Source organism: Pontibacter pamirensis, from assembly GCF_010015475.1.
Lineage (GTDB): Bacteria > Bacteroidota > Bacteroidia > Cytophagales > Hymenobacteraceae > Pontibacter > Pontibacter pamirensis.
The window spans coordinates 69,604-92,899 of the sequence record NZ_SSNI01000003.1 but is presented as its reverse complement, the minus strand read 5'-3'; the positions used below and the strand labels follow the sequence as shown (position 1 = coordinate 92,899).

General features: G+C 48.3%; 17 protein-coding genes. 10 read left to right on the top strand and 7 right to left on the bottom strand.

What is annotated here, in order from left to right:
• Window positions 1-95 precede the first annotated feature (95 nt).
• Window positions 96-1,043: a sugar phosphate isomerase/epimerase family protein gene (locus E1919_RS04580; RefSeq protein WP_162052166.1), complete on the bottom strand. Its 948-nt coding sequence runs from the start codon at window positions 1,041-1,043 to the stop codon at window positions 96-98.
• 577 nt (window positions 1,044-1,620) lie between these two features.
• Between E1919_RS04580 and E1919_RS04575 the strand changes: the two genes are divergently transcribed.
• From E1919_RS04575 to E1919_RS04560, 4 genes are all read left to right on the top strand, one after another.
• A complete protein-coding gene (locus E1919_RS04575; RefSeq protein WP_162052165.1) occupies window positions 1,621-2,793 on the top strand; it encodes a glycoside hydrolase family 43 protein in 1,173 nt (390 codons plus the stop codon).
• Window positions 2,794-3,194: 401 nt separating this feature from the next.
• Window positions 3,195-4,196 (top strand): endonuclease/exonuclease/phosphatase family protein, encoded by a 1,002-nt coding sequence (locus E1919_RS04570; RefSeq protein WP_162052164.1) that lies wholly within the window; start codon window positions 3,195-3,197, stop codon window positions 4,194-4,196.
• 148 nt (window positions 4,197-4,344) lie between these two features.
• Window positions 4,345-5,448: an AI-2E family transporter gene (locus E1919_RS04565; protein ID WP_237143995.1), complete on the top strand. Its 1,104-nt coding sequence runs from the start codon at window positions 4,345-4,347 to the stop codon at window positions 5,446-5,448.
• 163 nt (window positions 5,449-5,611) lie between these two features.
• Window positions 5,612-6,535, top strand: a complete 924-nt coding sequence (locus E1919_RS04560) for a DUF389 domain-containing protein (RefSeq protein WP_162052163.1) — start codon at window positions 5,612-5,614, stop codon at window positions 6,533-6,535.
• Between the two features lie 3 nt (window positions 6,536-6,538).
• On the opposite strand, the gene E1919_RS27475 is transcribed toward E1919_RS04560, so the two are convergent.
• Window positions 6,539-6,688: a hypothetical protein gene (locus E1919_RS27475; RefSeq protein WP_237143994.1), complete on the bottom strand. Its 150-nt coding sequence runs from the start codon at window positions 6,686-6,688 to the stop codon at window positions 6,539-6,541.
• Between the two features lie 459 nt (window positions 6,689-7,147).
• Here E1919_RS27475 and E1919_RS04550 point away from each other — a divergent pair, with 459 nt between their 5' ends.
• Window positions 7,148-9,115 carry a sialate O-acetylesterase gene (locus tag E1919_RS04550; RefSeq protein WP_162052162.1) on the top strand — a complete coding sequence of 656 codons (1,968 nt, stop codon included), beginning with the start codon at window positions 7,148-7,150 and terminating at the stop codon, window positions 9,113-9,115.
• Between the two features lie 26 nt (window positions 9,116-9,141).
• A complete protein-coding gene (locus E1919_RS04545; RefSeq protein WP_162052161.1) occupies window positions 9,142-10,671 on the top strand; it encodes an alpha/beta hydrolase family protein in 1,530 nt (509 codons plus the stop codon).
• A 178-nt stretch (window positions 10,672-10,849) separates the two neighbouring features.
• Here E1919_RS04545 and E1919_RS04540 read toward each other — a convergent pair whose 3' ends face one another.
• Entirely contained in the window at window positions 10,850-12,280 is a 1,431-nt protein-coding gene (locus tag E1919_RS04540) for a PQQ-dependent sugar dehydrogenase (RefSeq protein WP_202915843.1), read from the bottom strand.
• Window positions 12,281-12,771: 491 nt separating this feature from the next.
• On the opposite strand from E1919_RS04540, the gene E1919_RS04535 reads away from it, so the two are divergent.
• The 3 genes from E1919_RS04535 (at window position 12,772) to E1919_RS04525 (ending at window position 15,223) form a co-directional block, all read left to right on the top strand.
• Entirely contained in the window at window positions 12,772-13,338 is a 567-nt protein-coding gene (locus E1919_RS04535) for an RNA polymerase sigma factor (RefSeq protein WP_237143993.1), read from the top strand.
• On the top strand, window positions 13,316-14,638 hold the full coding sequence (locus E1919_RS04530) for a porin family protein (protein ID WP_162052160.1): 1,323 nt from the start codon (window positions 13,316-13,318) through the stop codon (window positions 14,636-14,638). The genes E1919_RS04535 and E1919_RS04530 overlap by 23 nt, the downstream gene beginning before the upstream one ends.
• A gap of 129 nt (window positions 14,639-14,767) precedes the next feature.
• A complete protein-coding gene (locus E1919_RS04525) occupies window positions 14,768-15,223 on the top strand; it encodes a CHRD domain-containing protein (RefSeq protein WP_162052159.1) in 456 nt (151 codons plus the stop codon).
• Between the two features lie 356 nt (window positions 15,224-15,579).
• Here E1919_RS04525 and E1919_RS04520 read toward each other — a convergent pair whose 3' ends face one another.
• Both E1919_RS04520 and E1919_RS04515 read right to left on the bottom strand, forming a co-directional pair.
• The gene (locus E1919_RS04520; RefSeq protein ID WP_162052158.1) at window positions 15,580-16,467 is read right to left on the bottom strand and encodes a dienelactone hydrolase family protein; all 888 of its coding nucleotides are present in this window, start codon (window positions 16,465-16,467) and stop codon (window positions 15,580-15,582) included.
• 91 nt (window positions 16,468-16,558) lie between these two features.
• On the bottom strand, window positions 16,559-17,683 hold the full coding sequence (locus E1919_RS04515) for an AhpC/TSA family protein (RefSeq protein ID WP_162052157.1): 1,125 nt from the start codon (window positions 17,681-17,683) through the stop codon (window positions 16,559-16,561).
• Window positions 17,684-18,241: 558 nt separating this feature from the next.
• Between E1919_RS04515 and E1919_RS04510 the strand changes: the two genes are divergently transcribed.
• Window positions 18,242-19,357 (top strand): TlpA disulfide reductase family protein, encoded by a 1,116-nt coding sequence (locus E1919_RS04510; protein WP_162052156.1) that lies wholly within the window; start codon window positions 18,242-18,244, stop codon window positions 19,355-19,357.
• A 532-nt stretch (window positions 19,358-19,889) separates the two neighbouring features.
• Here the strand turns inward: E1919_RS04510 and E1919_RS04505 are convergent.
• Complete coding sequence (locus E1919_RS04505) at window positions 19,890-21,035, bottom strand: Gfo/Idh/MocA family protein (RefSeq protein WP_162052155.1); 1,146 nt, start codon at window positions 21,033-21,035, stop codon at window positions 19,890-19,892.
• Between the two features lie 381 nt (window positions 21,036-21,416).
• Window positions 21,417-22,700 carry a hypothetical protein gene (locus tag E1919_RS04500; RefSeq protein ID WP_162052154.1) on the bottom strand — a complete coding sequence of 428 codons (1,284 nt, stop codon included), beginning with the start codon at window positions 22,698-22,700 and terminating at the stop codon, window positions 21,417-21,419.
• Between the last annotated feature and the right edge of the window lie 596 nt (window positions 22,701-23,296).

Below are 23,296 nucleotides of genomic sequence, written 5' to 3'. Positions count from 1 at the left end.
AGTCCAGACAGCGCGTGGAAAGGCAGTGAAGAAGTATTCCTGCTGTAGGGTGTACAGCAGGAATACTTCTTCAAATACTATGATTCACCATCGAATCACATGCTGCGGGTCATGGATTTCATTTTAACTAAACCAGCCTGAGCCACTTTAAGCGGATCCTGGGCGTAATAATCTTTGTTGAATACCTCCAGGGAAAGCACCACTGGCTTTTCCGGATTATGGATGTATTGCAGAATGCGGCTGAGCGGCGCGACGCCGTCTCCTGTATACACACGGTCCGCATCTGTAATAGTAGCGGAAGGCGTGTTAGCCGGGTAGTCATTCACATGGAAAACCTCTATGGCCGCTTTGCCCACCAGTGGCAGGCTGTCCACGCTGGAACCGCCCCGGTAGAGGTGGTACACATCGAGCAGCACCCTGGCGGAGGGATGGCCGCTTTCAATTGCCACGTACATCACTTCGCTCAGGCGGCTCAGGTTCTGGGAGAAACCCCATAACTCGAGCTGCGGCACTACGCCTGTTTGCTCGCCCAACTCCAGAATGGCGCGGTAGCGTTCGGCAGCCCTTTTCAAATCGAGACCCGGGTCTTGCGTAGCCCCAACGGGCGGCGCGGCCGTACGGTGGCAACCCAATTGAGCTAGCATTTCCATTTCCCGCTTTAGCAGCTCCATTCCCTTCATTCGGGCAGTGTCGTCGTCAACAACCCACTGGGCAAAACCGATGGCATTTTCCACTTTAAGGCCGAGGTTATCCAGCCGCTTCCGCGCCTCAGGCAGCGTGCCGCCACCCTCCAGGTACGCCTGCAGGGAATCCATCCAGATCTCAACAGAGCGGAAACCAGCTTGAGAGGCTATTTCAAGTTCCTTCACAAACCCCAGCTTGTGGCCTTTTATCGTGCTCATGTTGAGGCAGTAGATAAAGTTTGCTTTGGCAGCAGGTTTTGCAGTTGTGGCCGCCCCAACCGCTCCGGGCAGCAAGGACATGCCAGCGGATGCACCCAATACTTTCAGGGCGTTACGGCGGCTTGTAGGTAATGAAGTCATGGCAAAGTATAAATAGGTTTGGTCTAATGCACCTTAAGTTAACATTTTGCAAGACGTTTCCAATGCAGGTGCTATAAATCCAGATGATAAGAATAGGTTCAGGAAATGGCCATCATTCACACCAATCCATTCATAATTACCTCTTTAATCGTGAAATTTAACATAAGAAAGAGTTAGGGCAATACAGGAAATAAAAAAGGACTTCTGAATGGTCTAATTTTGAAGAAGTATTTTCCACTATCTATATGCTCAAAAAAAACGCGTTAATCTAACTCCATTTATGTTGGTTTAGCAATTATGCTATCTTTAAAGAACCGCCGTGTGCGCCACCTGTACCTTAGGTGGTGTGGGATCCTTCCTATTGGTGATTTTGTTGCCCATGGCAGGCTACGCTATTCTCAGAATTATTCGTAATTTGCTTCAACTATCGTTCGCTAACATCCTCTCTAGCACTATGTCAGATGTGTTCTCTCCGGATTTTTGGTTGAACCCTGTGCGGAATATCATCGAAGGTATACCCATGGTGCTGCGAAGGATGATACGCCTGATTTTATACTTAAGAAGTGCAATCCTTACAATGAAAAATATCTTCCTTTTGTTTTTCTTTCTTTCTGCAGTGTCTTTTCACCCTGTGAAGGCCCAGACAACACAGCGCGTTGATACGTCCAACACCACCTTTTCAAACCCCCTGAACATAGAGTTTGGTGACCCTTACGTGTTGTACAGCGGGGATACGTATTATATGTATGGTACGGGCGGCGGAGCGGAAAAGGGCTTTGCCGCTTATTCATCAAAAGACCTTGTGAACTGGCAGCCTGAGGGGCAGGTATACTTTCACGACAACAAAAATGGCTGGAGCGACTCCAATGCCGGTTGGGGCGGTGCGTACTGGGCACCTGAAGTGTATGAGCTGAACGGAAAGTTTTACATGTTTTACAGTGCACAATGGAAGGTAAACCCTACAAATGAAGAAGAGAATTTCCGCATCGGGGTGGCAGTAGCCGATAAGCCTACCGGGCCTTTCATAGATATGGCGGACAAGCCGGTTTTTGACCCTGGCTACCCCATTATTGATGCCAATGTGTATTTTGATACCAATGGCAGAGTTTATTTATATTATTCACGTGCGGCCTACAAACACCCGGTGGAGAGCCAGGTAGCGGATTGGGCCCAGGAAAAAGGCTGGTTCAAGGAAATTGAAGAAAGTTGGGTATATGGCGTTGAACTCAAACCTGATTTTTCCGGCGTCATTGGCCTACCGGTTTTGTTGCTTCGGCCGCCTGTTGGCCTCAGCGATAAGCAGACAGAATGGGAAAGCCGCTCTGTAACAGCCCGCGAAGTGAACCGCCGCTGGACGGAGGGCTCTGTCACGTTTAAAAAAGAAGGCACGTATTACATGATGTACTCGGCCAACTATTTTGGTGGACAGCACTATGCCGTTGGGTACGCCACAGCAGCTTCGCCTTTGGGTCCTTATAAAAAAGCAGCCAATAACCCGGTGCTGCAGAAAAACTCTGACGAAGGCGGTGTGGTAACGGGCACCGGGCACAACAGTATCACATACTCTCCGGACGGCAAAGAAATGTTTATTGTCTACCACGGAAGAACGACCAAAACAGGAGACGAGAGGGTGGTTTTCATTGACCGCATGGAAGTGAAAGATGGAAAAATAAATGTCTTCGGCCCGACCACCACACCGCAAAAATTTCCTTCAGGCGTGAAAGTAAATCACAGCAAGAACACTCCATAAAGCTGTGGAACAGGCAACTGCGCGACCCTTGAAAACCGCATTCAGCTTCAGCTTCAAGAACTATAAAACATGATGCTATCCGGCTCTGCTACTTCAAAGCAAAGCTTCTTTGCCTTGTCGGGCGTCTGGTTTTTTTGAGCGGCAGGTACAGCTGAACATGCTGCAACTGCAGAACCTGATCATCGCTGCCCAGGACAGTGGAATGTAACAACAGGCGATGGCGCTTCAGCAGCCGTTCAGGCAGTACCTCCAGCACATGCGGCAGTGAGTTAAAAGCTGCAGCTTCGGCTGTCTCTGTTCAACGTGACATACCCAGAAGCTCCTCCTAAGGAAGCTGCCGGAGAACTATCCCAACCCATTCGCCTTCTCGTACGTCTTTACTTAGGAAAACATGTTGATGCATGCATACTATAAGACGAATCACCTTCTATTTAGTGCTGGTGGCGGGAACCCTGCTCATACTCGCTACAATGCTTTCCCTGCTGTACAATATGCCGTACTGGTACATTAAGGCGCTGGATTTCCCGCGGGTGCAGTTACTTCTCGGCTTGTTCGCCTGCCTGGTCCTGTTTGCGCTTGTAAACAAAGGCTGGGAGCTTCCGTCAGTTTTGTTCGTGCTGGGCCTGGTGGCTTCTTTTGTGTTGCAGGCCCGGTTCATCCTGCCTTACACTCCTTTAGCCGATGAGGCAGTAGAGACTGCTGAACCCCTCTCTGTGACACCCGCCCGTAGCTTTAGCCTGCTGGTGGCTAACGTTTGGATGAAAAATGACCAGACGGAGGCTTTCCTCGACTTAGTGTACGAATCAGACCCGGATGTGGTACTGGCCATGGAGACTACAGCGTGGTGGATAGAGCGCCTGGCGCCTCTCCGGGAAATATATCCCCACCGGGTCCTCTACCCGCAGGACAACACCTACGGCATGGCCCTTTATTCTAAGCTGCCGCTAAACAACACAGAGGTAATGTTTCTCAGCCACCAGGCTGTGCCTTCCATACACACTGAGGTAAGGCTCCCGGACGGCTCTTCCTTTATGCTGCATGCCGTGCACCCGGTGCCTCCCAAGCCCAGTGAATACCCAGATAATGTGGGGGAGGAAGAGGTGGCGCTTCTAAAAGTGGGGGAGATGGTGGCGCGAAATGAAATGCCCTCAGTTGTGGCAGGAGATTTCAACGACGTGGCCTGGTCTAAAACTAACCGCCTGTTCGGCATGGAAAGCAGGCTTGGGGATGTGCGGATAGGGCGGGGGCTCTACAACACATTCGACGCTACATCCCCTGTGCTCAGGTGGCCGTTAGACCATGTCTATGTTTCCGGAGAGTTCAGTGTGGTCGACTTTAAGAAGCTCCCGGATTTTGGCTCCGATCATTTCCCAATCCTCGTAGAGCTGGTGTTGCGGAAATGACAGAAAAAGCATCCGCAGCTTTGGGGGCATGTGTATACCGGCAGAAACAAATGATATCACGAAGCCTTACCGGAGGCTGCTACGTACAGTGGTTTTGAAAGCCATTTTTGCCCGGCGGCTTATACCGCTGTGGCTTCCCCTATAAACCATGAAAAAACCTTTAATGAACGACTCCCCCCACAAAACAAGCCATAATACAGGAACCACCTCAGGTAAAGATCCCGACAGTTTCACCCGCAAAGTCCTGAAGGCGTTGGGCATTGTGCTAGGCGCGCTGCTCATTATTATACTTGTCTGGAATGCCTTTAGCGTGCTGCTGCTGATTTTTGCCGGGGTGCTCTTCGCCGTGTTCTTCAGGGGAACGGCCTATGCATTGAGCAGCCGCACTCGCCTGTCCGGGAAGTGGTCGCTGGCTATTGTGGCGGTTGGGGTGCTGGCGCTGATTACCGCCACTGTCTGGCTAATGGCCCCGCAGGTGAGCGAGCAGGTGAATGCCCTGAGCGAGGAGTTGCCGAAAGCAACAGCAAACTTAAGAGATAGAGTAGCAAACTACAAGTGGGGCCGGAAGCTCATAGACGAAGCTCCTACAATGGATAGCCTGCTGGAAAACAGGGGCACCTGGCTGCAGCAGAGCCTGGGGGTGCTCTCTACCACCTTCGGCGTGCTGGCCGACCTGTATGTGGTGCTGTTCCTAGGGCTCTTTATTACGGCCCAGCCCGGCCTCTACAAGCGGGGAATAGTCCTGCTTGTGCCCCTGCCCAAGCGGGACAGGGCCCGGGAGGTGCTCGACACCCTAGGCTCCACGCTCTACAAGTGGCTAATGGGCAAACTCTTTTCCATGCTGGTGGTGGGCGTTTTCACATCCATCGGGCTATCCCTGCTGGGTGTCCCGATGGCGCTGGTGCTGGGGCTAATCGCCGGCCTGCTGTCTTTCATTCCGAACTTCGGGCCGCTCATCGCCCTGATACCCGCCGTGATGATTGCATTACTGGAGGGGCCCAATCAGGCGCTTTACGTTGTTTTACTCTATGTCGGGATACAGGCAGTGGAGAGCAACATTATCACCCCGCTGGTGCAGAAAAAGATGGTGGAGATACCGCCCGCCCTCATCATCACAAGTCAGCTGCTGCTGGCCATCTTCACCGGAACACTCGGCCTCATACTTGCCACCCCGATCATGGTTATCGTGATGGTGCTGGTGAAGATGCTGTATGTGCACGATGTGCTGGGGGACGAAACCGTGGAGGTATGATAGTTGGCACACTCTCCCTTCAGTAATTAAGCTCTTCAACGTTCTGAAATACAACCTCCTCCCTTACAGACAGCTGCACTTTTAACCTTTCCGGTGCGGCAGGGTATACAAGGATTCACCTGCCATGCTGATAGCAGGAGGAGCAAACTTTAAAACAGAGCTTATGCGCTTAATAACTGTTAAAGCCCCTGCGGGAGAGGGGAAGGACGTTGTGGAGGAGGCACTGGAGGTAGGCGTTTCTCATGTGTCGGTTTACCAGGCCAAGGAATATTTATCCGACAGCAAAGAGAGGATGCAGGACGTAGTGGAAGTGGCCACGTCCACGCCCAAGGCGAAGCAGTTTATCGAGAACCTGATGCAGTCTTCCTTCTACGATCCCGATACTTATACCTTTACTATACGCCACCCGGAGTCGCTGTTCGGCTCCGAGCCTCCAGAAAAGGAAACATATCCTATCACCAGGCCTACGACAGATGTGTACGAGGAACTCTGGCAGTTCACGAAGATAACCATAAGCCTGGTGGGCAGGGTGTTTCTTTCCTCTGCGCTGCTTGCCTATGGCATGGTAAAAGACATGCTGCCGCTCATCATAGCTGGCCTTCTGTTTCTGCCTTACCACCACCACATGCTGGCAACAGGCCTGGGAGTTGTGCTGAAGGAGTGGCGTCTCCTGAGGCAGGGGCTGCTAGCTTTACTTGTTACCACTGTCATGATTTTTCTGGCGGGTGTTTGCGTAGCCCTGTTCACCAAGGCCCCTGTCGGCTGGGAGGAGTTCGGTACCCCGGTCTCCGGCTTTTTCCTGGCTTCCGCGATTGGCATTGCTGCCGGACTGGCTGCCGTGGATGACGCCGGGCGCAGGGAACTGATAGGCCTTGCCGCCACGGCGCACATCACAGTGTACCCTGCATGGTTCGGGCTCAAGATCATCTCCGGTTTTGATGAGGGAGACAAGTGGACGGAGCACCTGCTTACCTTCTGTATCAACGTCACCTCCCTCACCGTAGCCGCCGGCATTACGCTTGCCCTCATGCGCATGAAGGGAGAGGGTATCCGGCGATTCGTAAGCAGAATGAGCCATAATGGCTAATAATTAGGCACGCTGGAAGGAGAGCACAGCATGGTGATATTTCTTCAGGACGAACTTCATCTGCTGCGAGGTGTACTTCAGAAAATCCCGCTGTACATCTTCCCGTTTGTGTGGCTCCTCCATTTTCCAGAGTAGGTGAATGTGGTTTGGCAAAATCACGAAGCCGTACAAAGTTCGTTATCATTATCTATTACGCTTTGGGTTTGATGGCGGTAGAAGTATCCGTTTTGGCCATGTAATCTACTCGATGTTTAAACGTAGGTGTAAGGTGGTGAATTTACCATCAAGTACAGGGGAGGAGATATAGAAATATTATAATGTTCTAAAGAACAGGAAACTCGATGGGATTTTAAACGCTGCTTTGTGTGTTCCTGTCATTCTCTCTGTTTATGGGAGAAAAGAGCATGAAACCTGATGCTTCCTGTTTTAACTCAGCTACTGCTGATTTTTCATTACAATTTTGTTTTTACTATTCTTTTTATAAAATATACGATATGTGTTTACTTACTTTGGATTATTAAATAAGTAACAAAAAGGGGCAATAGCGGCATTATTTGTAAATTTGATAATTGCCTGGCTTGCTCATGTATATCTTTTATCATATTCAATTTTATGTATCACAAACTAGAAAAGATTAATAAATTAAAAATCGTTGGGCTCCTGGCCCTGTGTCTTTTTCAACTTACAGCATTCAAAGCTTTGGGCCAGGTGAAGCTGCCGGAGCTCATCAGTGATGGTATGGTCCTGCAAAGAAATGCTAAAACAAAAGTATGGGGCTGGGCAAGTCCGGGCGAAAAGGTAAAGGTAAAGTTCAACCGCAAAACCTACAGAACCACTGCCGATGCCAGCGGAGATTGGGCTTTAACCCTTGATCCTATAAAAGCTGCCGGCCCCTATACCATGGACATCACCGCCAGCAACCAAATCACCATTAAAGATATAGTGGCAGGGGATGTATACCTGGTTTCGGGGCAGTCGAACATGGTGCATCAGATGTCGCTGCATAACATCACCTACGCTGATGATATTGCCACTGCCAACTACCCGCAGATAAGGCATTTCTGGATTCCTACCACCACCAACCTGGAAGGCCCAGCCCAGAATTTGCCTCCGGGATCGTGGAAATCAGCTAACCCGGAGGATGTTAACAATTTCTCGGCTGTCGCTTACTTCTTCGCCCGGAAATTGTACAATAAATATCAGGTTCCGATTGGCCTAATCAATGCAAGTGTGGGCGGCACTCCTATTGAGGCCTGGATGAGCGAAGAAGGGCTGAAGGACTTTGATACGGCACTGGCTGCGATAGACAGGAACAGAGACACCAGCTACGTGAATTCTTTCAGGCGCCGCGCGCAGGCAGCTGCCGATGCTAACAAACAAAAAACAGAGCAGGATAAGGGGCTGACGGAGGCGGTGAAATGGTACGAAACCGCTTACGAACCCAAAGGCTGGCGAAACATCAACATTCCCGGTTATTGGGAGGACCAAGGAATCAAAGACCTGAACGGTTCTGTCTGGTATCGCCGCGAACTGGATGTGCCTGCGGCCATGACCGGTGTGCCGGCAAAAGTTTTTTTGGGTAGAATTGTAGACGCTGATGCTTTATACATCAACGGAGAACAGGTAGGCAATACCACCTATCAGTATCCGCAGCGGCGGTACAGCCTGCCGGCTGGAGTTCTCAAACCAGGGAAAAATACGTTTGTGATAAGGGTGCAGAACTTTGGCGGCAAAGGCGGGTTTGTTCCCGACAAGCCTTATTACATAGAAGCCAACAACCAAACCCTTGACCTGAAGGGAACCTGGCAGTATAAAGTAGGGGAGGTATACCGTCCAATTAGAGGGAATGGTGGTGGATTCAGCGCGCAAAACCAGCCTACCGCTTTATACAACGCCATGGTGGCACCGGCTACAGACTATACCCTGAAAGGCATACTGTGGTACCAGGGAGAAAGTAACTCCGGCAACCCTGAGGAATATAAAAAGCTGTTGCCCGCCTTAATCAGCGATTGGCGAAACAAGTTTGAGCAAGGCAATTTACCTTTTCTTTATGTGCAGCTTCCGAACTTTATGGAAGTGAATTACCTGCCTTCGGAAAGCAACTGGGCGCTGATGCGCGAGGCTGCCCTCCAGACCTTGTCGGTGCCAAACACCGCCATGGCCGTGACCATTGACCTAGGGGAGTGGAATGATATCCATCCGGACAATAAAAAAGACGTAGGAGAGCGGTTAGCGCTGGCTGCGCAGAAATTGATTTACAACGATAAAAAAGTAGTTTCCTCTGGCCCGCTTTTTCAATCTGCTGAAATTGATGGAAATAAAATCATCCTGAACTTTACGAATGTGGGTACTGGTTTAGTCTCTAACGATGAGGAAGAACTGAGCTGGTTTGCCATAGCCGGAGCCGACAAGGAATTTGTATGGGCGCAGGCCAGAATAGAAGGAGATAAGGTAGTGGTGTGGAGCGATGAAGTGCCGGAGCCAAAATATGTGCGCTACGCCTGGGCCGATAACCCCGATGGCGCCAACTTATACAACAAAGAAGGTTTGCCGGCTTCTCCTTTCCGTACCGATAAATAGATTTGAAACGCTTTCATCACCCCCCCATGAAAAAGGCAATTTATGTACTGTTTGCTTTGGCAATGGCCTCGGCTCCGGCCTCGGCCCAGCAGGCTTCTGCCAGCTCCGGCACCACCTATCCGGCAGTCGTCGATTTTACCGCTCAACAGGATCATCAGCACATGATGCAGCAGCTGGGCATTAAAGCGCTGCGACCCGGACCCAGTGGCGACGAGTCGGCACCCAATCACGCCAACTACGATGAAGCGCTGGCCAATCCTTATCCCAACCTGCCGGAACTGCTGACCCTGAAAAACGGAAAAAAGGTAACAAGCCCGGAGATGTGGTGGAAGAAGCGACGGCCCGAGATTGTGGAGGAGTTCGAGCGGGAGGTATTCGGACGGGTGCCGGAGAATGTGCCGCAAGTCACCTGGGAAACCCTTATTTCAGAAAGGGAATATGTGGGCTGGATACCGGTGAATGCAAAACAACTGGTGGGGCAGGTAGACAACTCAGCCTATCCCTTGCTGGACGTAAAGATAAACATGACAGTCGTGACACCAGCCAACGCGAAGGGGTCGGTGCCGGTGTTAATGATGTTTGGGCGCAGCGCTTTGCCGGCCCCGGCGCAGCCGCCTAAGGAAAGCCTCGAAAAGATAAACGCTGCCCTGAAGGAGCTGCTGGTAAAGGCTGACCCTTCGCTCCGGGAGGTGTTTGAGCAGTACCCGGCTTATAACCCCATTGCATCCCAGGCTCCCACTTTTGGCCCTCCACCGGCTGGCGACCCGCCTACTCCGCAGCAACTGCTGGCGGCAGGCTGGGGCTATGCTTTAATTGAGCCAGGCAGCATACAGGCTGACAATGGTGCGGGCCTCACCAAAGGTATCATAGGCCTGGTGAACAAAGGGCAACCCCGCAAGCCCGACGACTGGGGCGCATTAAGGGCATGGGCCTGGGGCGCTTCACGCGGACTGGATTACCTGGAAACAGATCCGGCGGTAGATGCCAAACATGTGGGCATAGAAGGGGTATCGCGGTTTGGCAAAGCGGCACTGGTGGCCATGGCCTTTGACCAGCGGTTTTTCACGGCCCTAATTGGCTCTTCCGGAGAGGGCGGTGCCAAGTTGCACCGGCGCAATTTCGGGGAAGCCGTGGAAAGCCTGACCAGTAGCGGAGAGTACCATTGGATGGCAGGCAACTTCCTGAAATACGGTGCCTCGGAGGCTACTTTCGGCAGCAAAAACGCAAATGATATTCCGGTAGATGCGCATCAACTCATTGCCTTATGCGCCCCGCGTCCTGTTTTGATAAGCTACGGCATTCCCGAAAAAGGCGATGCGAAATGGCTGGACCAGCAGGGCAGTTACATGGCCACCGTAGCGGCCGGCCCGGTTTATCAACTGTTAGGAGCCAAAGACCTCGGTGTAGGCCATGATTACAAAACGGCTAAAATGCCCGGTGTAAATGTCAGTTTGCTGGACGGGGAGCTGGCATGGCGGCAACACGATGGCGGCCATACCGATGCCCCCAACATCAAGTACTTTATACCATGGGCTGACAGATTTATAAAAAAATAGACCAGCATAGGCCTTTATTGACAAGAAACAAGTAGCAAGAACTATTAAAAGCCCCTGCTACTTGTTTCTTGTTTTAGTTTCAGCTCTCGCCTCAAGAATGTTCGAGATGACGATAAATTTGTTAAGTCAACAGCCCTACACCTAACAGGGTTGTCACTATCTGCGGCTTTTTTGGTAATCAGTCAGAGGATTTTTCTGCTAACACCAGTTTAAACACCTTTCCAGTGTTTCCGCTTGGGCCCAGCATAGAGGAGGCTGTCACATAGATTTCTCCTTCCAGGTCCTGCCCGAATCCTTTCAGGTAGTGGCCAATATCATCAGGGCTGCTGACCAGTTCTATCTCCTCAAAGGACCACAGCCCACGGCCGGCGGGATTTGAAATAAATATTTCGCCATTCGGGGTGCCAAAACTCTGAGCAAAAGAGCCAAAAATGTACTTGCCATAGAAACCAGGAATGTCGTTGCCACGGTACACGTTGCCACCAATGATGGTGAGGGTTCTGCCACCTGACGGGTTATTGAAATTTTTCATTTCAATTACCGGGTCAATAAGCCGGTTGCCATACACATCCACATCAGGGCAGGAAGCCAACACTTCTAAAGGGTTTGCGGCATCAAAACAATGGGTTCCTTCTTTTACATTCCAACCATAGTTGCCTCCTTTTTCAACCACGCTTACTTCTTCCCATAAACTCTGCCCTGCATCTCCGGCGAATAGCCGCCGTGATCCCCGCATGTCAAAGGAAAAACGGAAAGGGTTACGGAAGCCATAGGCATAGATCTCATCCAGGCCAGGCTTTCCTACAAATGGATTATCCGCGGGTATACCATAAGGGCTTCCGCTGTTTACATCAATGCGCAGAATATTGCCTAGCAGGTTGGCTTCAATGTCCTGTCCGTTACCTCCTTCATTTTCCGGGTACCAGTCTGGTACGTGACCCGGGCCCACGTCATGGGCAGCCCCGCCATCACCAATGGATATGTACAGGTAATTATCCGGCCCAAAGGCTATGGTGCCACCTTCATGGTTTCCCTGCGGCTGATCGACCTCTAAGATGATTCTTTCAGTTCCTGCGTCTGCCTTATCTGGATTTGAAGAAGAGACAATGAACTCTGATATGCGGCTTAAATTGTTCCAGGTTGCATCGGGTACTGGTCCGCCGGGACGGGGTGGTGCTGTGTAATAAACATAGAACCGGCCATTCATTTTGTAGTGCGGGTGAAAAGCCAGTCCCAGAAGACCCCGTTCATCATAGTTTTCACCTAAGGTTACCATCCGGTCGCTTACATCTAGAAAAGGCTCCGAAAGCCTAGTGCCTGATTCGTCTATGACCCAGATTATTCCTATCTGATCAATAACAAACAGTCTCTCAGTTTCATCAGGAACTGCTACCAACCCGACTGGGGAAACCATGTTATCTGCTATAAGCTGCAGATCCACCGCTTTCGGAAAGAAAAATTTGTCATCCCGGTCACAGCTTTGTAGCAAAAAGCTGGCACAGAGCAGTAGCATTACCAGGAGAGCAGGCACAGGCGCCCTGCCTTTTGTTTCACTTCTTACGCCCGGCTGCGGTTTGCCGGGTAAATAATTTTGGAATTGTGTGGTCATCTTTTCCATTGTTTTGTTTGTTAAATGGTGAAAAAAATAGCCCCTCTGTCTGGGGAAAGGAGGGTGAAGAAAAGGGGGAGCGGGTGCGGTACTTATAAAAAGATTATCCCGCACCTGTCGTCTCAGCTAATAATAGCGGGGCAGAACATCAGCAGTACCAATATGGGCAATTAAAGAGAGACAGTTCTACCGCATCAGCCTGTAGCCTTATTAGGAATTCAGTTGCGCCCCCATCACGGAAAGTATAGCGGAATGGTTGCCTCTCATTCAAATAATTCCCTGCTGAAAAACAGCCGCCCTCCTTCTGTAGAGTTGAAAGGGCAGCCATTGAGCCTGCTGGTTGTTTATGCAGCAATATTATGCAAATCAGCATCTTAGTATAGCGCTTAACGCTCTTTTTCTCGTATTTATCTATAATAAATTTGAATTTTTTGAAGTCGAGGCAACCGTTTCAGCATTTATTCCGTGATGGGGGCGCCATGCATAAAAGAGTGAGCGAAACTGTAAGCAAAGAAGTGGAAATTCTGCTTCGGGGTTGTTTGAAGGGAGACCGCGAAGCACAAAGAAAGCTGTACAGGCATTTCTATGGCTATGCTATGAGTGTCAGTTTGCGTTATTCGAAAGATGCCGAAGAAGCCAAAGACATATTGAACGATGGCTTTCTTAAAGTTTTCACGAAGCTTCACCAGTTTGATCCGAAAAAGCCTTTCAAAGGATGGATCAGGCGCATTATGATAAACACTGCTTTAGATAACTACCGGCACAACCTGAAGCACTATCACCTGGTGGACATTGAAGCTGCCGAGCCAGAGGCTGATACGTATGATGTGATGCAGAAAATAAACTATGAGTACCTGGTAGGCCTGGTGCAGGCCCTTTCCCCGGCATACAGGGCTGTTTTTAGTTTGTATGCAATAGACGGCTATACGCATGAAGAAATAGCAGACTTGCTAGGTATAGCAGTTGGAACGTCGAAATCGAACCTGGCAAAGGCAAGAGCTAATTTAAGAGCAGCGTTAAAAGTAAGCAGGATAGATGAGCATCAACAACATATCTGACGAAGAACTCGACAACCTGTTCAGGAAGAGTTTTGAAAGCTTTGATCCGCCTTACGATCCGGAAGCCTGGCAGGCGATGGAAGAGAAGCTGGACAGGGTGGGAGATGGGTATGCCTGGTGGTTTAAACTCTTCTTCCCGCTGATGCTAATAATTTATACCTGCATTATGGTAGCTGACTCTAAACTTGCTCAGGCACCCGTCCTGTCACCTGAAAGTAGAACAGCAGCTGTTTCAGAGAATATTAACAAAATTGACACGCAGCAGCCTCTCCTCGGTGCAGCAGAAGAAAAACAACAGGGTTTAGCGGAGGATCAGAAGCTTCGTGTGGAAGAATTCATTGCTGAAAACGCAGGCACAGCTGCAGAACGTTTTGGAGAGGATTTGCTTAGGGATAAAAAGGAGGGGAACAGCAGCAACATGAAGAACTTAACACCTTCAAGGCCATTCCTTCCTACGCATAGCACAGCAAAAGAAACACAGCTACTAGCACAGGAAAACAGAGCTGAAGAACAGCAGGTGCAGCTATCTGCTCCAGGTATGAATATGCTGGATACAGGGGCTGTGACACATTTATTAAACACCAGAAAAGTGGAACCGTCACCATTGCCTGCTACTGTAGCCGTGAAGAATTCCGTTCAGCTGCAGCCAGCATCGCATGCGGGAGCAGACAAAAGCAGCCAGAGGAAAGTGCCTGAAGACAAGAAGGTCTTTTTAAGCAACCTGCAAATTGCTGTACTTGTCGCGCCGGATTTGACAACTGTTAAGTTCAAGGCCCCGGATGCTGTCAGTGCGAATGCTGGCTTGCTGCTCAGTGTCCCGGTGACCCGCAAGTTGAGTTTGGTGACAGGTGTTATCTGGGCGAATAAAGTATACGGGGCTAAGCCGGAAGACTATACTCCTTCTTCAGGCTATTGGAACAGCTCCTATCTTCCTGCTTCTATAGATGCTACCTGCAAAGTACTGGACATACCGCTGAACATACGCTATCAGGTGCTTGAATGGAATAAAAACAGTGTTGCCCTACAGGCAGGTGTATCCAGCTATATTATGCTGGAGGAAGACTACACCTACAACTATGCCACCTACAGCCGGTCTGTTGCCTATTCAAACGAGTACAGGCATTTGTTCGGCGTGCAGAACCTGTCCGTGAGTTATACCCGGAAAATCTCCCCTGTTATTTCAGTTGGAGTCGAGCCTTTTGTAAAGGTCCCACTGAAAGGTGTAGGTGCCGGGCATGTAAAGCTGTCCAGTGCGGGTGTCTTCTTTACGGCAGGCTACACTATCAGGCTTAAGGAATGAAGTGCTTTGGCCAAACTTTCACCCAATTAAAACACAGCGCTTGCAGTGTTAGTAGATTACCAATAGTTTCAATTAAATAAATATTTCACTTAAAATTTTAACGCTATGAAACTCTTAAAGAATTTTTGGATGATGGCAGTTGTACTGTTTAGCCTGACGCTTTTTGTCAGCAGCTGCGATGACGATGATGACTCCGTACCCAGCAACGAAGTCGGGTTCAATGACATTGCCTTAACCGGAGAAGCTGAAGTGCAGCCTAACCCTGTTATAACAGATGGCGAAGGTGAACTGGATGCAGTCTACAACCTGGATACTCGAATGATTACCTACAACATTACCTGGGAACTGGGCAATGCCGACGATAAAACAACCGGTATGCATTTCCACGGCCCCGCCTCACTCACTGAAAGCGCTTCCGTCGTGATACCCATTCAACTCACCAGCGACAGCTATACCGGCAGTGTTTCCGGCCAGACCCGCGCTCTGACACAGGTTGAGGAAGATCAGCTGTTAAATGGCTTGTGGTATTTAAACATCCACAGCACAACTTATCCCGCCGGAGAACTCAGAGGACAGCTTGACTAAATTTCACTGTACCAGGTTGCGCCCGACAGGCACAACCTGGTACAGTGAAATTTAGTCAAGCAGGAAGTAAAATCTGATTTTAACCCTGCTATTAAAGTTGGTTCCCCTACTTCTCTTGTGTCAGCCTGCCATGGTGATAGGGAGAAGAAACCTGTTACTCTACATCAGGGGATTCCTGGGTGTGAGGGTAAACATCAGGTAAGAAAATATACTGATGTCTTAGTTGTTGTGCACCTGCACTTAACTCTAAGTGCTCTATTTTCTGCGCATCTTTAATGCTTTCACTCCGGAGCGGTACCTCATTGTAGTGCCTGTCTAATTCTTTTCTTTATCAGGAGAGTAAAATTGTTTTAACGTTACATCAATTGCTCATTGAAAAAATCAATGGTACGCTGCCAGGCAAGTGCTGCCGCTGCTTTGTCATAGCGGGGTGTTGTGTCGTTATGAAAGCCATGGTTTGTATTAGCATACATGTAAGCGGTATATTCTTTGCCATGCTCTTTTAAAGCAGCTTCACACGCTGGCCAACCCTCATTTACACGGGTATCCAGTTCTGCATAATGCAGGAGGAGGGGAGCCTCTATTTTAGGAACATCTTCGCTTGCCGGCTGACCTCCATAAAACGGAACAGCTGCCGCCAACTCCGGAACTCGTACTGCCATCATATTTGCAACCCACCCACCAAAGCAGAAGCCTACAACACCAACTTTACCATTACAATTTTCGTGGTTACGCAGATAGTCATGTGCAGCTATAAAATCTTCCAGCATTTCGTTTCTGTCCCGTTTACTTTGCATTGCACGGCCTTCATCATCAGTACCCGGATAGCCACCTAATGGCGTTAAAGCATCAGGGGCAATTGATATAAAGCCTGCCAGCGCTGCCCGCCTTGCTACATCTTCAATATACGGGTTCAACCCCCGGTTTTCATGAACAACGACAATGCCTCCCAGCTTCTTTTGGGTATCCGCAGGCATCGACAACAATGCTTTAATTGTTCCTCCACCTTTTTCAGACTCATAACGGATATATTCTGTTTTTAAACGTGGGTCGTCTGCTTTAACCTGAATGGAGCCCTTATAATCGGGCATGAGAAAGCTCATCAGTGACGCTACTGTTAGTCCTCCCACTGCATAAGTGGAAAGCTTCTGCACAAATTCGCGCCTGTTGACACGGTTGTGCGCATAGTCATCGTAAAGGTCAAACACTTCTTGTTTGATGTCTTCTTTTTTGATTTCGTCCATGTTCGTCTGTGTACGTTTTATCTTATGTATATATGAATGACTCTACCTCATAGGGTATTCTAGAGACCTCGAGTAAGGTGAGTTTTAGCTTCTATTTACCTGCTAAATTCTTACGAATAGCCGCATTGATTTCTTTTATATTGTTTTTATTGTAGCCAAGTACTTTCAGAACCTCTATGCCTGAATTGTCTGTTAAAACGACAAATGGAATAGCAGAAAAATTAAACTGCTGTTGAACTGACTCCATTTGTTCTTTCCCGACAATGTACTGTTGCCAGTCCATCTTTTCCTGGCCCAAAGCCTTTTGCCAACTGCTACTGTCTCTGTCTATAGAGATACTGACCATGTTCAGGCCCTTGTCTTTAAAAGTATGATTTATTTTTTTTAAAGCGGGTATTTCCTGACGGCAAGGTCCGCACCAACTGGCCCAGAATACTAACAAATTCATTCGTGCGTTTGGGCGCAGGATTCTCTGCTCTTCATTCATAGCGTTTGTGAGGAGCAGATTGGGATAGGGCTTGTTCGGGGATGGCCTGTTGGTTAGATAGCTGTAGAACTTCTTCCCGGTACTTGAATCCCGAACGTCTTTATCGAAAAGGGACAAAAGGCTGTTAAGCTCTTCCTGCGTATAGGCTTCTTTGTTCTGGTAAATTTGAGATAATAAGAAGTATGAATCGGGGTGTTGCTCAACGGTCTTCTTGATATAATTTAGCCTGGCTAACCTTTTTGCGGAATCAATATTATCAAGGCTGCCAAAGCCTTTGTTCATGAATTTCTGGTACAGCACCTGGTCTTTTCCACCAGTAATATGATGAAACGTGGGGATTCGTGGGTCCTCAGGAATGTCTAAGTTTTCTTTTATCATGGTGTTTTCTATTCCCTGAAAAAAAGCAGATGTCCCTGCATTTGATTGGTAGGTATTAAGAAAGGCTATTCTTCTTATCATGTTGTTTTCGGTAAATGTACTATCACGATAATGAATACTTGCTAGAAACGGCACAAAGGAAGCGTCAAACTTTAACACAAATTTGAAGTGTCCGTTTTCAACTTCAGTAGAATCCAAAATTTCTTTAGGGTCGTGCGCATGAGTGAGGTATACCTTTCCATCCGGGACTACTTTTACAAAGCCTCCAATGAATATTTCATCGGGCTTTTCCTGCCTTGAACAGGCCGCCAACACAAATAAAATGGCTATTAATTTCACTGATGTTTTCATAATGTATGTTTTATGATGGAGGCTGGCCATGCCTTCGGTGTGGGAACTCCATACCCATCGAAGTTGAGTTATCTGCCTCAATTAATTTATATACTCTACAGGGCAGGATTCCTTAAGTATACCATTTGCTAATATATCCGGTGTTGGGCTGCTCCCGTTCTTCTCTACGCTGGATGTATAAGCCTATATTATTTTCCATGGCATTTTATACATACACTATTAAACAACGTAATGGGTTAAATTAGTATATTTATAATATAAATTATTAATATAAAAGTTTAATTCAAAATCAAAAATATGAAAACAACTACATAACTCTCCTCTGTACTCTTTTCTGAAACTGCATCGTGTTCCCCGCGACACCTCCCTGAACAAGGAAAGTATCTTGAAGCTCTTGAACATGCCCAAGCCAAACAACTCTGGATTATTCAATAGCTTTCTTCTCATGTATAAATAAGGCTTTAATTGCTAAACGACATATGATGTATTGCTTTTTTTATTTGCTGTTGTTTTCTCTCAAAATGTAAAGCAGATGCTTTGCTGTAACCAAACAAATCTATGAAGACACTTTCTCAAAAAACTTTTCTACTTCTGTTATTAGCGGCGGTAGTTTTTGCTCCATTGTGTTGTTTCGGGCAAGACCTGACTGTCGAGGGTAAGATAGCTGGTATTGGCAACAAGAAGGTATATCTTTTTGTGAGAGACGCACATAACCAAGACATGCTGCTGGACTCTACTGTAGCAGCAAAGGACAGTTTTGCCTTCACTCACAAGCCAGAAGAGCTGAGTCTTTATTCTGTAACTGTTGATAGTATGCCTGGAGGAGTACGGTTTATCCTGGACAACAATGTGCAAATAGAGGGAGACAGTAAGGCAATATGGGAGTCATCTGTGACGGGTTCACGCTTAACAGATGAGTTCAACAACTATGACAAGCAATTTACTGTACCTGCAAGGCAAAAACTCATTGCCCTTTCCAGCAGTATGCGAGACCCAAACCTGAACCCAGACAAGAAGGAGGAATTTGAAAAGCAGCAGCAGGATATTGTGGACGCGGAGCGTCTTCGGGCAGAGAAGTACATCAGTGAACATCCTGATTCTTTTTTAAGCCTGCTTTTCCTGCAGTCATTAGGAAAAGAAAAGTCAAGACAGATGCTGGTAACGCTTAGTTTGGAACTGCAGAAACACTCCATTGTTAAGGCTATTCAGGAAGAAGCTCAGCTTGAGGCGTCTGTGAGCGCAGGAAAACCTGCGCCAGGCTTCACTGTTCAGGATATGAAAGGCAATGCAGTTTCGCTTGCTGATTACAGAGGACAGTATGTGCTGCTTGATTTCTGGGGCTCATGGTGCGGCCCGTGCATCAAACTGATACCCGAGACCAAAGCCGCATATGAAAGGTACAAGGGCAAGAAGGTGCAGTTCATGGGCATTGCCTACGACGAGGAAAAGGACAGGGCTAAGCTCAGCGGGATGATAGAAAAACACGGAATGGCGTGGCCGCAAATCTTTCAGGACATGTCTGACGAAAGCAAAAAGGGTGTCGTTCGAAGCTACAGAGTTACTTCCTTCCCTTCCGTCATATTGATTAACCCACAGGGCAACATTGTTTACCGGGGAATAGGGCAGGACGGCCTGGTAGAAGCATTGAAGGTGCTGGACAAAGAAGTTAACTGAACTGTTGAACATGAACGGATGAAGAAAACTGCTTGATTTTTTCCTGTACCTTTCAATAAGCTGACACTGTGGAATGCTGTAATACCAATTGAGAAGAAGCTCCTTTTAGAAAATTTATCATATTTTCTATTCTTCAGCACGGAGTGAATGTGTTTCCAGTCTTTGGGTTGAGCGCCTTGTAAATTTCCGGTGCCACGCTAGTGGCAGCCGATAGGCAGGAAATATACACAGCGCGATGCCCGAAGACGAGGCCTCTCGGCCTTGAGAGCTCAGAGAGAAACATTGCAACTATAGGTTAGCTGCAGCTGGATAAGCCATCTCAACGGCAGCTTAGAAAACCTCATTCTCAGAAGCTCTTAGCTCAAAAATTACTTGAGAAGCCATGACACACAGTCCAAGAGAAGCGGTATAACATGCAAAAAACATTGCAAGGCCCAATAGAGCTAGTTCCGGAAGAGGCATGAGCGGCTAACTAAAGAGGGTACCCAGAATGGATACCCTCTTATCATTTTCAGCAATTAAGATTCTTGTACTAAACTGCTACCCAACCTCGCTTGCGATTCGATTCTAGAATCCGCTCACAGATTAGGAGCTCGCGGTAACCGTCTGCAAATGTTGGGAAGGTAGGGTTTTCGGGCTGCCTGCCCTGCTCGATAGCAGCATACACTTCTTTGAACATTTGTTTCGAGGTATCCGGGAATCCTTCATTGTGGCCACCAGGAAAGGTGATAAGCGAGCGCACTTCCGGGTGCACCAGCGACGGGTCGCGCAGGAGTACCTGGTTTGCGCCGTCGCGGTTGCCCACCCACATCTCGTTGGGCGACTCCGAATTCCAAGCAAACGTTTGTTTGGAACCAGAAATCTCCAGCTTCATTTGGTTTTTACGGCCAGCCGATACCTGCGACACGGTAATAACGCCGCTATTCCCATTATCGAAGCGAAGTAAAACGTTGGCGTGGTCTTCGGTGGTGATATCCATATCAGCATAATCCTCAGGAGTGAGCAACTTGCCTGAGTAAGTTTCAACAGGCTTCAGGGGCTTCTTGCGGGTTTTGTGGATGGTGTTAAAGTCAGCCATCACCGAAGTGGTTTTAAGGCCTGTAATGTATTCGAGTACGTCCATCAGGTGCGAACCGATGTCGGCTATTGCGCGGGAGTCACCGGACTTGTCGGGTTCTAAGCGCCAGTTATAATCCGTGTTATAGAACAACCAATCCTGCAGATAGGAACCAATAAAAGAATAAATATCACCCAGTTCTCCTTTCTCACGCATGGTTTTCATCTGACGCACCAGCGGGTAGTATCTCAGGTTAAAGTGTACGGCGTTTACTAAACCGGATTCGGCGGCTATACGTACAAGTTCTTCCGCCTCTTCTAAATTTTTGGCTAGCGGTTTTTCGCACACCACGTGCTTGCCTGCCTTTAAAGCCTCCTTTGATTGAGAATAATGCAGGAAATTAGGGGTGCAGATATGAATGCTTGTAATATCGTCCTGTTTCAACAGGTTCTCGAAAGTATAGGAGCGCTCAATACCGAGTCCGGCAGCCTTTTCTTTGGCCATATCCTCGGTTAACTCACAAAGCGCGGCTACTTCTACGTTTGGGAGCCGCCGAAGGGCTTCTATATGAGCGGGGCCTATAAAGCCCGTGCCTACGACACCAACTTTGATTTTCTTCATTACTTAGTTTTATTTATTTGTTTTAGATGATTTAGGAAGGAAATTATAGAAAACTATCTGTATTTAATAGCTTTTTTTACAAAAATGCGATTGGTGGTGCGTGTTGTGCTACTGTTACAGCATAAATTACCTTACTCTATTGCTATACCGGACTACCGAATTATTGACTGGTGTCAATGGGTTCGTTGAGGAAAAGAGGAATGATATCTTAATGGCTGGTTCGCCTGATCAGGTCAACACCTACAATAATTTCAGATAATTGGCTTTCCGGAAGCGAGAAACTGTTCATTTTTGCCAAACCGATTTACTGCTCCATTAATTAGATAGAGGTGCATTGATGATCGCATCGTGGGAAATAGTAGAGATTCTGGAAATAGTAGTTTAGGGATGCCAGCGGGCCATGTGTTCCGCGTGTGTCCTGAGATAGGCACCGGGCTGGTAGAAGGTATCGTAAAACTCCAGGTCCAGGTGGTGCGCCTGCAGGTATGTAAGCAGGAAAATAGAGGGCACCGTTCCGGGAAACTTGCCAAACGTATCATAGATATACTGCGCCTGAAGGGCCACGCACTCCCGGAACCGCTCATCATGCACCTGGGCTGCAGCCCGAACTTTAGCGGACTCTTTCCAGTTGCCGGGCGTGCCTTCGTTAAAAGGTCCGCCTTTGCCAAACTTGCGCTCACAGACTGCATCCACTGCCGCACGCATATCAGGGAAATGGGGCGGGCAGAAGGCTTCCATCACACCCTCCAGCCCTGTGGGGTTAGGATAAGGCCAGCGGGCATCGGTGTCGTAGCGGAAACCCAGGCCAGGCACTTCTGGCACGCCACTCGTCCCTAAAACACTGAACAGGTCCATACCATCAAACATCCAGCCTCCTAAACCCATGGCCTGCAGCATCAGAGCTCCTGCATAGCAACTGGTGGAGAGCTCTGCCGTTACCTCTGCCAAAGAAAGCTGTTCCAGGAAAGTAATGTTCCAGTTATTGTTTACGTCCACTATATCGCTGAACTGCTCGATGTCGGGTATCGCTCTTTTGTTGATGTCGTCGGTCAGCACCATACCATTCTGCAGCATATAGCAGAGACTGAGGAGTATGTGCTGCGCCAAATCCGCAACAGGAAAGACCAGTAAGGTGCCAGGCTTGTTGGCCACCCAGGTATTATGCGCCTCCACGTAGGGCACCTCTGAAGGCAGCCGCAGGCGACCCTCCTGAATTTTCCTTACATTTCCTTTTAAGGCGTCTGTCACTTCGTTCAGGTTCAGCGATCCGTCTTTCATCCTGTCGGCAGCTGCAGGTGCGTCCCTGTTGTCCAGCACGTACACGCCTTCGTCGTCTGTGAAAAAGGTCATGCTGGTATGGAAACCGGCAGCTGACGGAAACGTGCGGCCACCAGCTGCCCCAGCATAGTTAGAAATATGCGGGGCATAGCGCTGTGCCCGGTATATCATATTATGCCACCCCGTGTTGCCGCCACATGCCGTCACCACCAGCAGCTTTTCTAACTCACTTAAGGGCACAGGTTCGTGTTTTGATTTATATGCAAAAACACCGTCCGGTATTTCTGCTCCTAGAAAAAAACGGCGGGAACGGCGGCCCAAAAGCGCTTCTACAAGACCGAACTCCATCATGTCCTGAAAGCCGGGGAGTATAGATTGGTTTTCCATTTTTAGGTGCATTTTGGGTGTGAATCAGAATATTTATTATCGCTAAACGGCACCATTGGTAACGGCTGTTTAGAATCCATTTTTCAGCTGAACTATTTATCTCCTGGAACTAAATTGAGATCCAGTTTTTGAACGTTCGTTGTTTCGTTCATAACTGTATACAGTTACTATGAGTACTGGTTGATGAAGATTCTGACCTTCTGTGAACCAAAATCAGTAGAAGAGGGGGAGGGGGTGAAAGACGTGTGGTAGTACAGGGTGAACTTGAAGATGTATAATGCTCCTACTGATAATACCCGTAAGCAGCAAACTTACGTTTGGAGATAACAGGTTGGATTTCCGATTTTTTAGGCCAGCGCTGTATTTTAGTTGTACTAATTATAATTGATTTTGTTCAAGTTATGTAGGTGAAAAATTCTGATTTACGTACTACTGTTCCTATCCACTGCTATTGGCCTTACTCCTTAAGGAGCGTAGTTTGCTATTGCTTGCGCTTTTGTTTTCTGTAGCGGCTTGAACTGAGCCTACAACTTCGTTGGCAGGAGAGAAAGGTACGTACATACTTTTGCCAGCATGATGGCTTAACATAAGAATCA

Coding starts and splice junctions, on each gene's coding strand:
- E1919_RS04565 (WP_237143995.1), top strand. CDS start 4,345: ATGAAAAAACCTTTAATGAACGACTCCCCCCACAAAACAAGCCATAAT.
- E1919_RS04580 (WP_162052166.1), bottom strand. CDS start 1,043: ATGACTTCATTACCTACAAGCCGCCGTAACGCCCTGAAAGTATTGGGT.
- E1919_RS04530 (WP_162052160.1), top strand. CDS start 13,316: ATGAGCATCAACAACATATCTGACGAAGAACTCGACAACCTGTTCAGG.
- E1919_RS04570 (WP_162052164.1), top strand. CDS start 3,195: ATGCATACTATAAGACGAATCACCTTCTATTTAGTGCTGGTGGCGGGA.
- E1919_RS04505 (WP_162052155.1), bottom strand. CDS start 21,035: ATGAAGAAAATCAAAGTTGGTGTCGTAGGCACGGGCTTTATAGGCCCC.
- E1919_RS04520 (WP_162052158.1), bottom strand. CDS start 16,467: ATGGACGAAATCAAAAAAGAAGACATCAAACAAGAAGTGTTTGACCTT.
- E1919_RS04575 (WP_162052165.1), top strand. CDS start 1,621: ATGAAAAATATCTTCCTTTTGTTTTTCTTTCTTTCTGCAGTGTCTTTT.
- E1919_RS04515 (WP_162052157.1), bottom strand. CDS start 17,683: ATGAAAACATCAGTGAAATTAATAGCCATTTTATTTGTGTTGGCGGCC.
- E1919_RS04560 (WP_162052163.1), top strand. CDS start 5,612: ATGCGCTTAATAACTGTTAAAGCCCCTGCGGGAGAGGGGAAGGACGTT.
- E1919_RS04525 (WP_162052159.1), top strand. CDS start 14,768: ATGATGGCAGTTGTACTGTTTAGCCTGACGCTTTTTGTCAGCAGCTGC.
- E1919_RS04510 (WP_162052156.1), top strand. CDS start 18,242: ATGAAGACACTTTCTCAAAAAACTTTTCTACTTCTGTTATTAGCGGCG.
- E1919_RS04540 (WP_202915843.1), bottom strand. CDS start 12,280: ATGACCACACAATTCCAAAATTATTTACCCGGCAAACCGCAGCCGGGC.
- E1919_RS04545 (WP_162052161.1), top strand. CDS start 9,142: ATGAAAAAGGCAATTTATGTACTGTTTGCTTTGGCAATGGCCTCGGCT.
- E1919_RS04550 (WP_162052162.1), top strand. CDS start 7,148: ATGTATCACAAACTAGAAAAGATTAATAAATTAAAAATCGTTGGGCTC.
- E1919_RS04500 (WP_162052154.1), bottom strand. CDS start 22,700: ATGGAAAACCAATCTATACTCCCCGGCTTTCAGGACATGATGGAGTTC.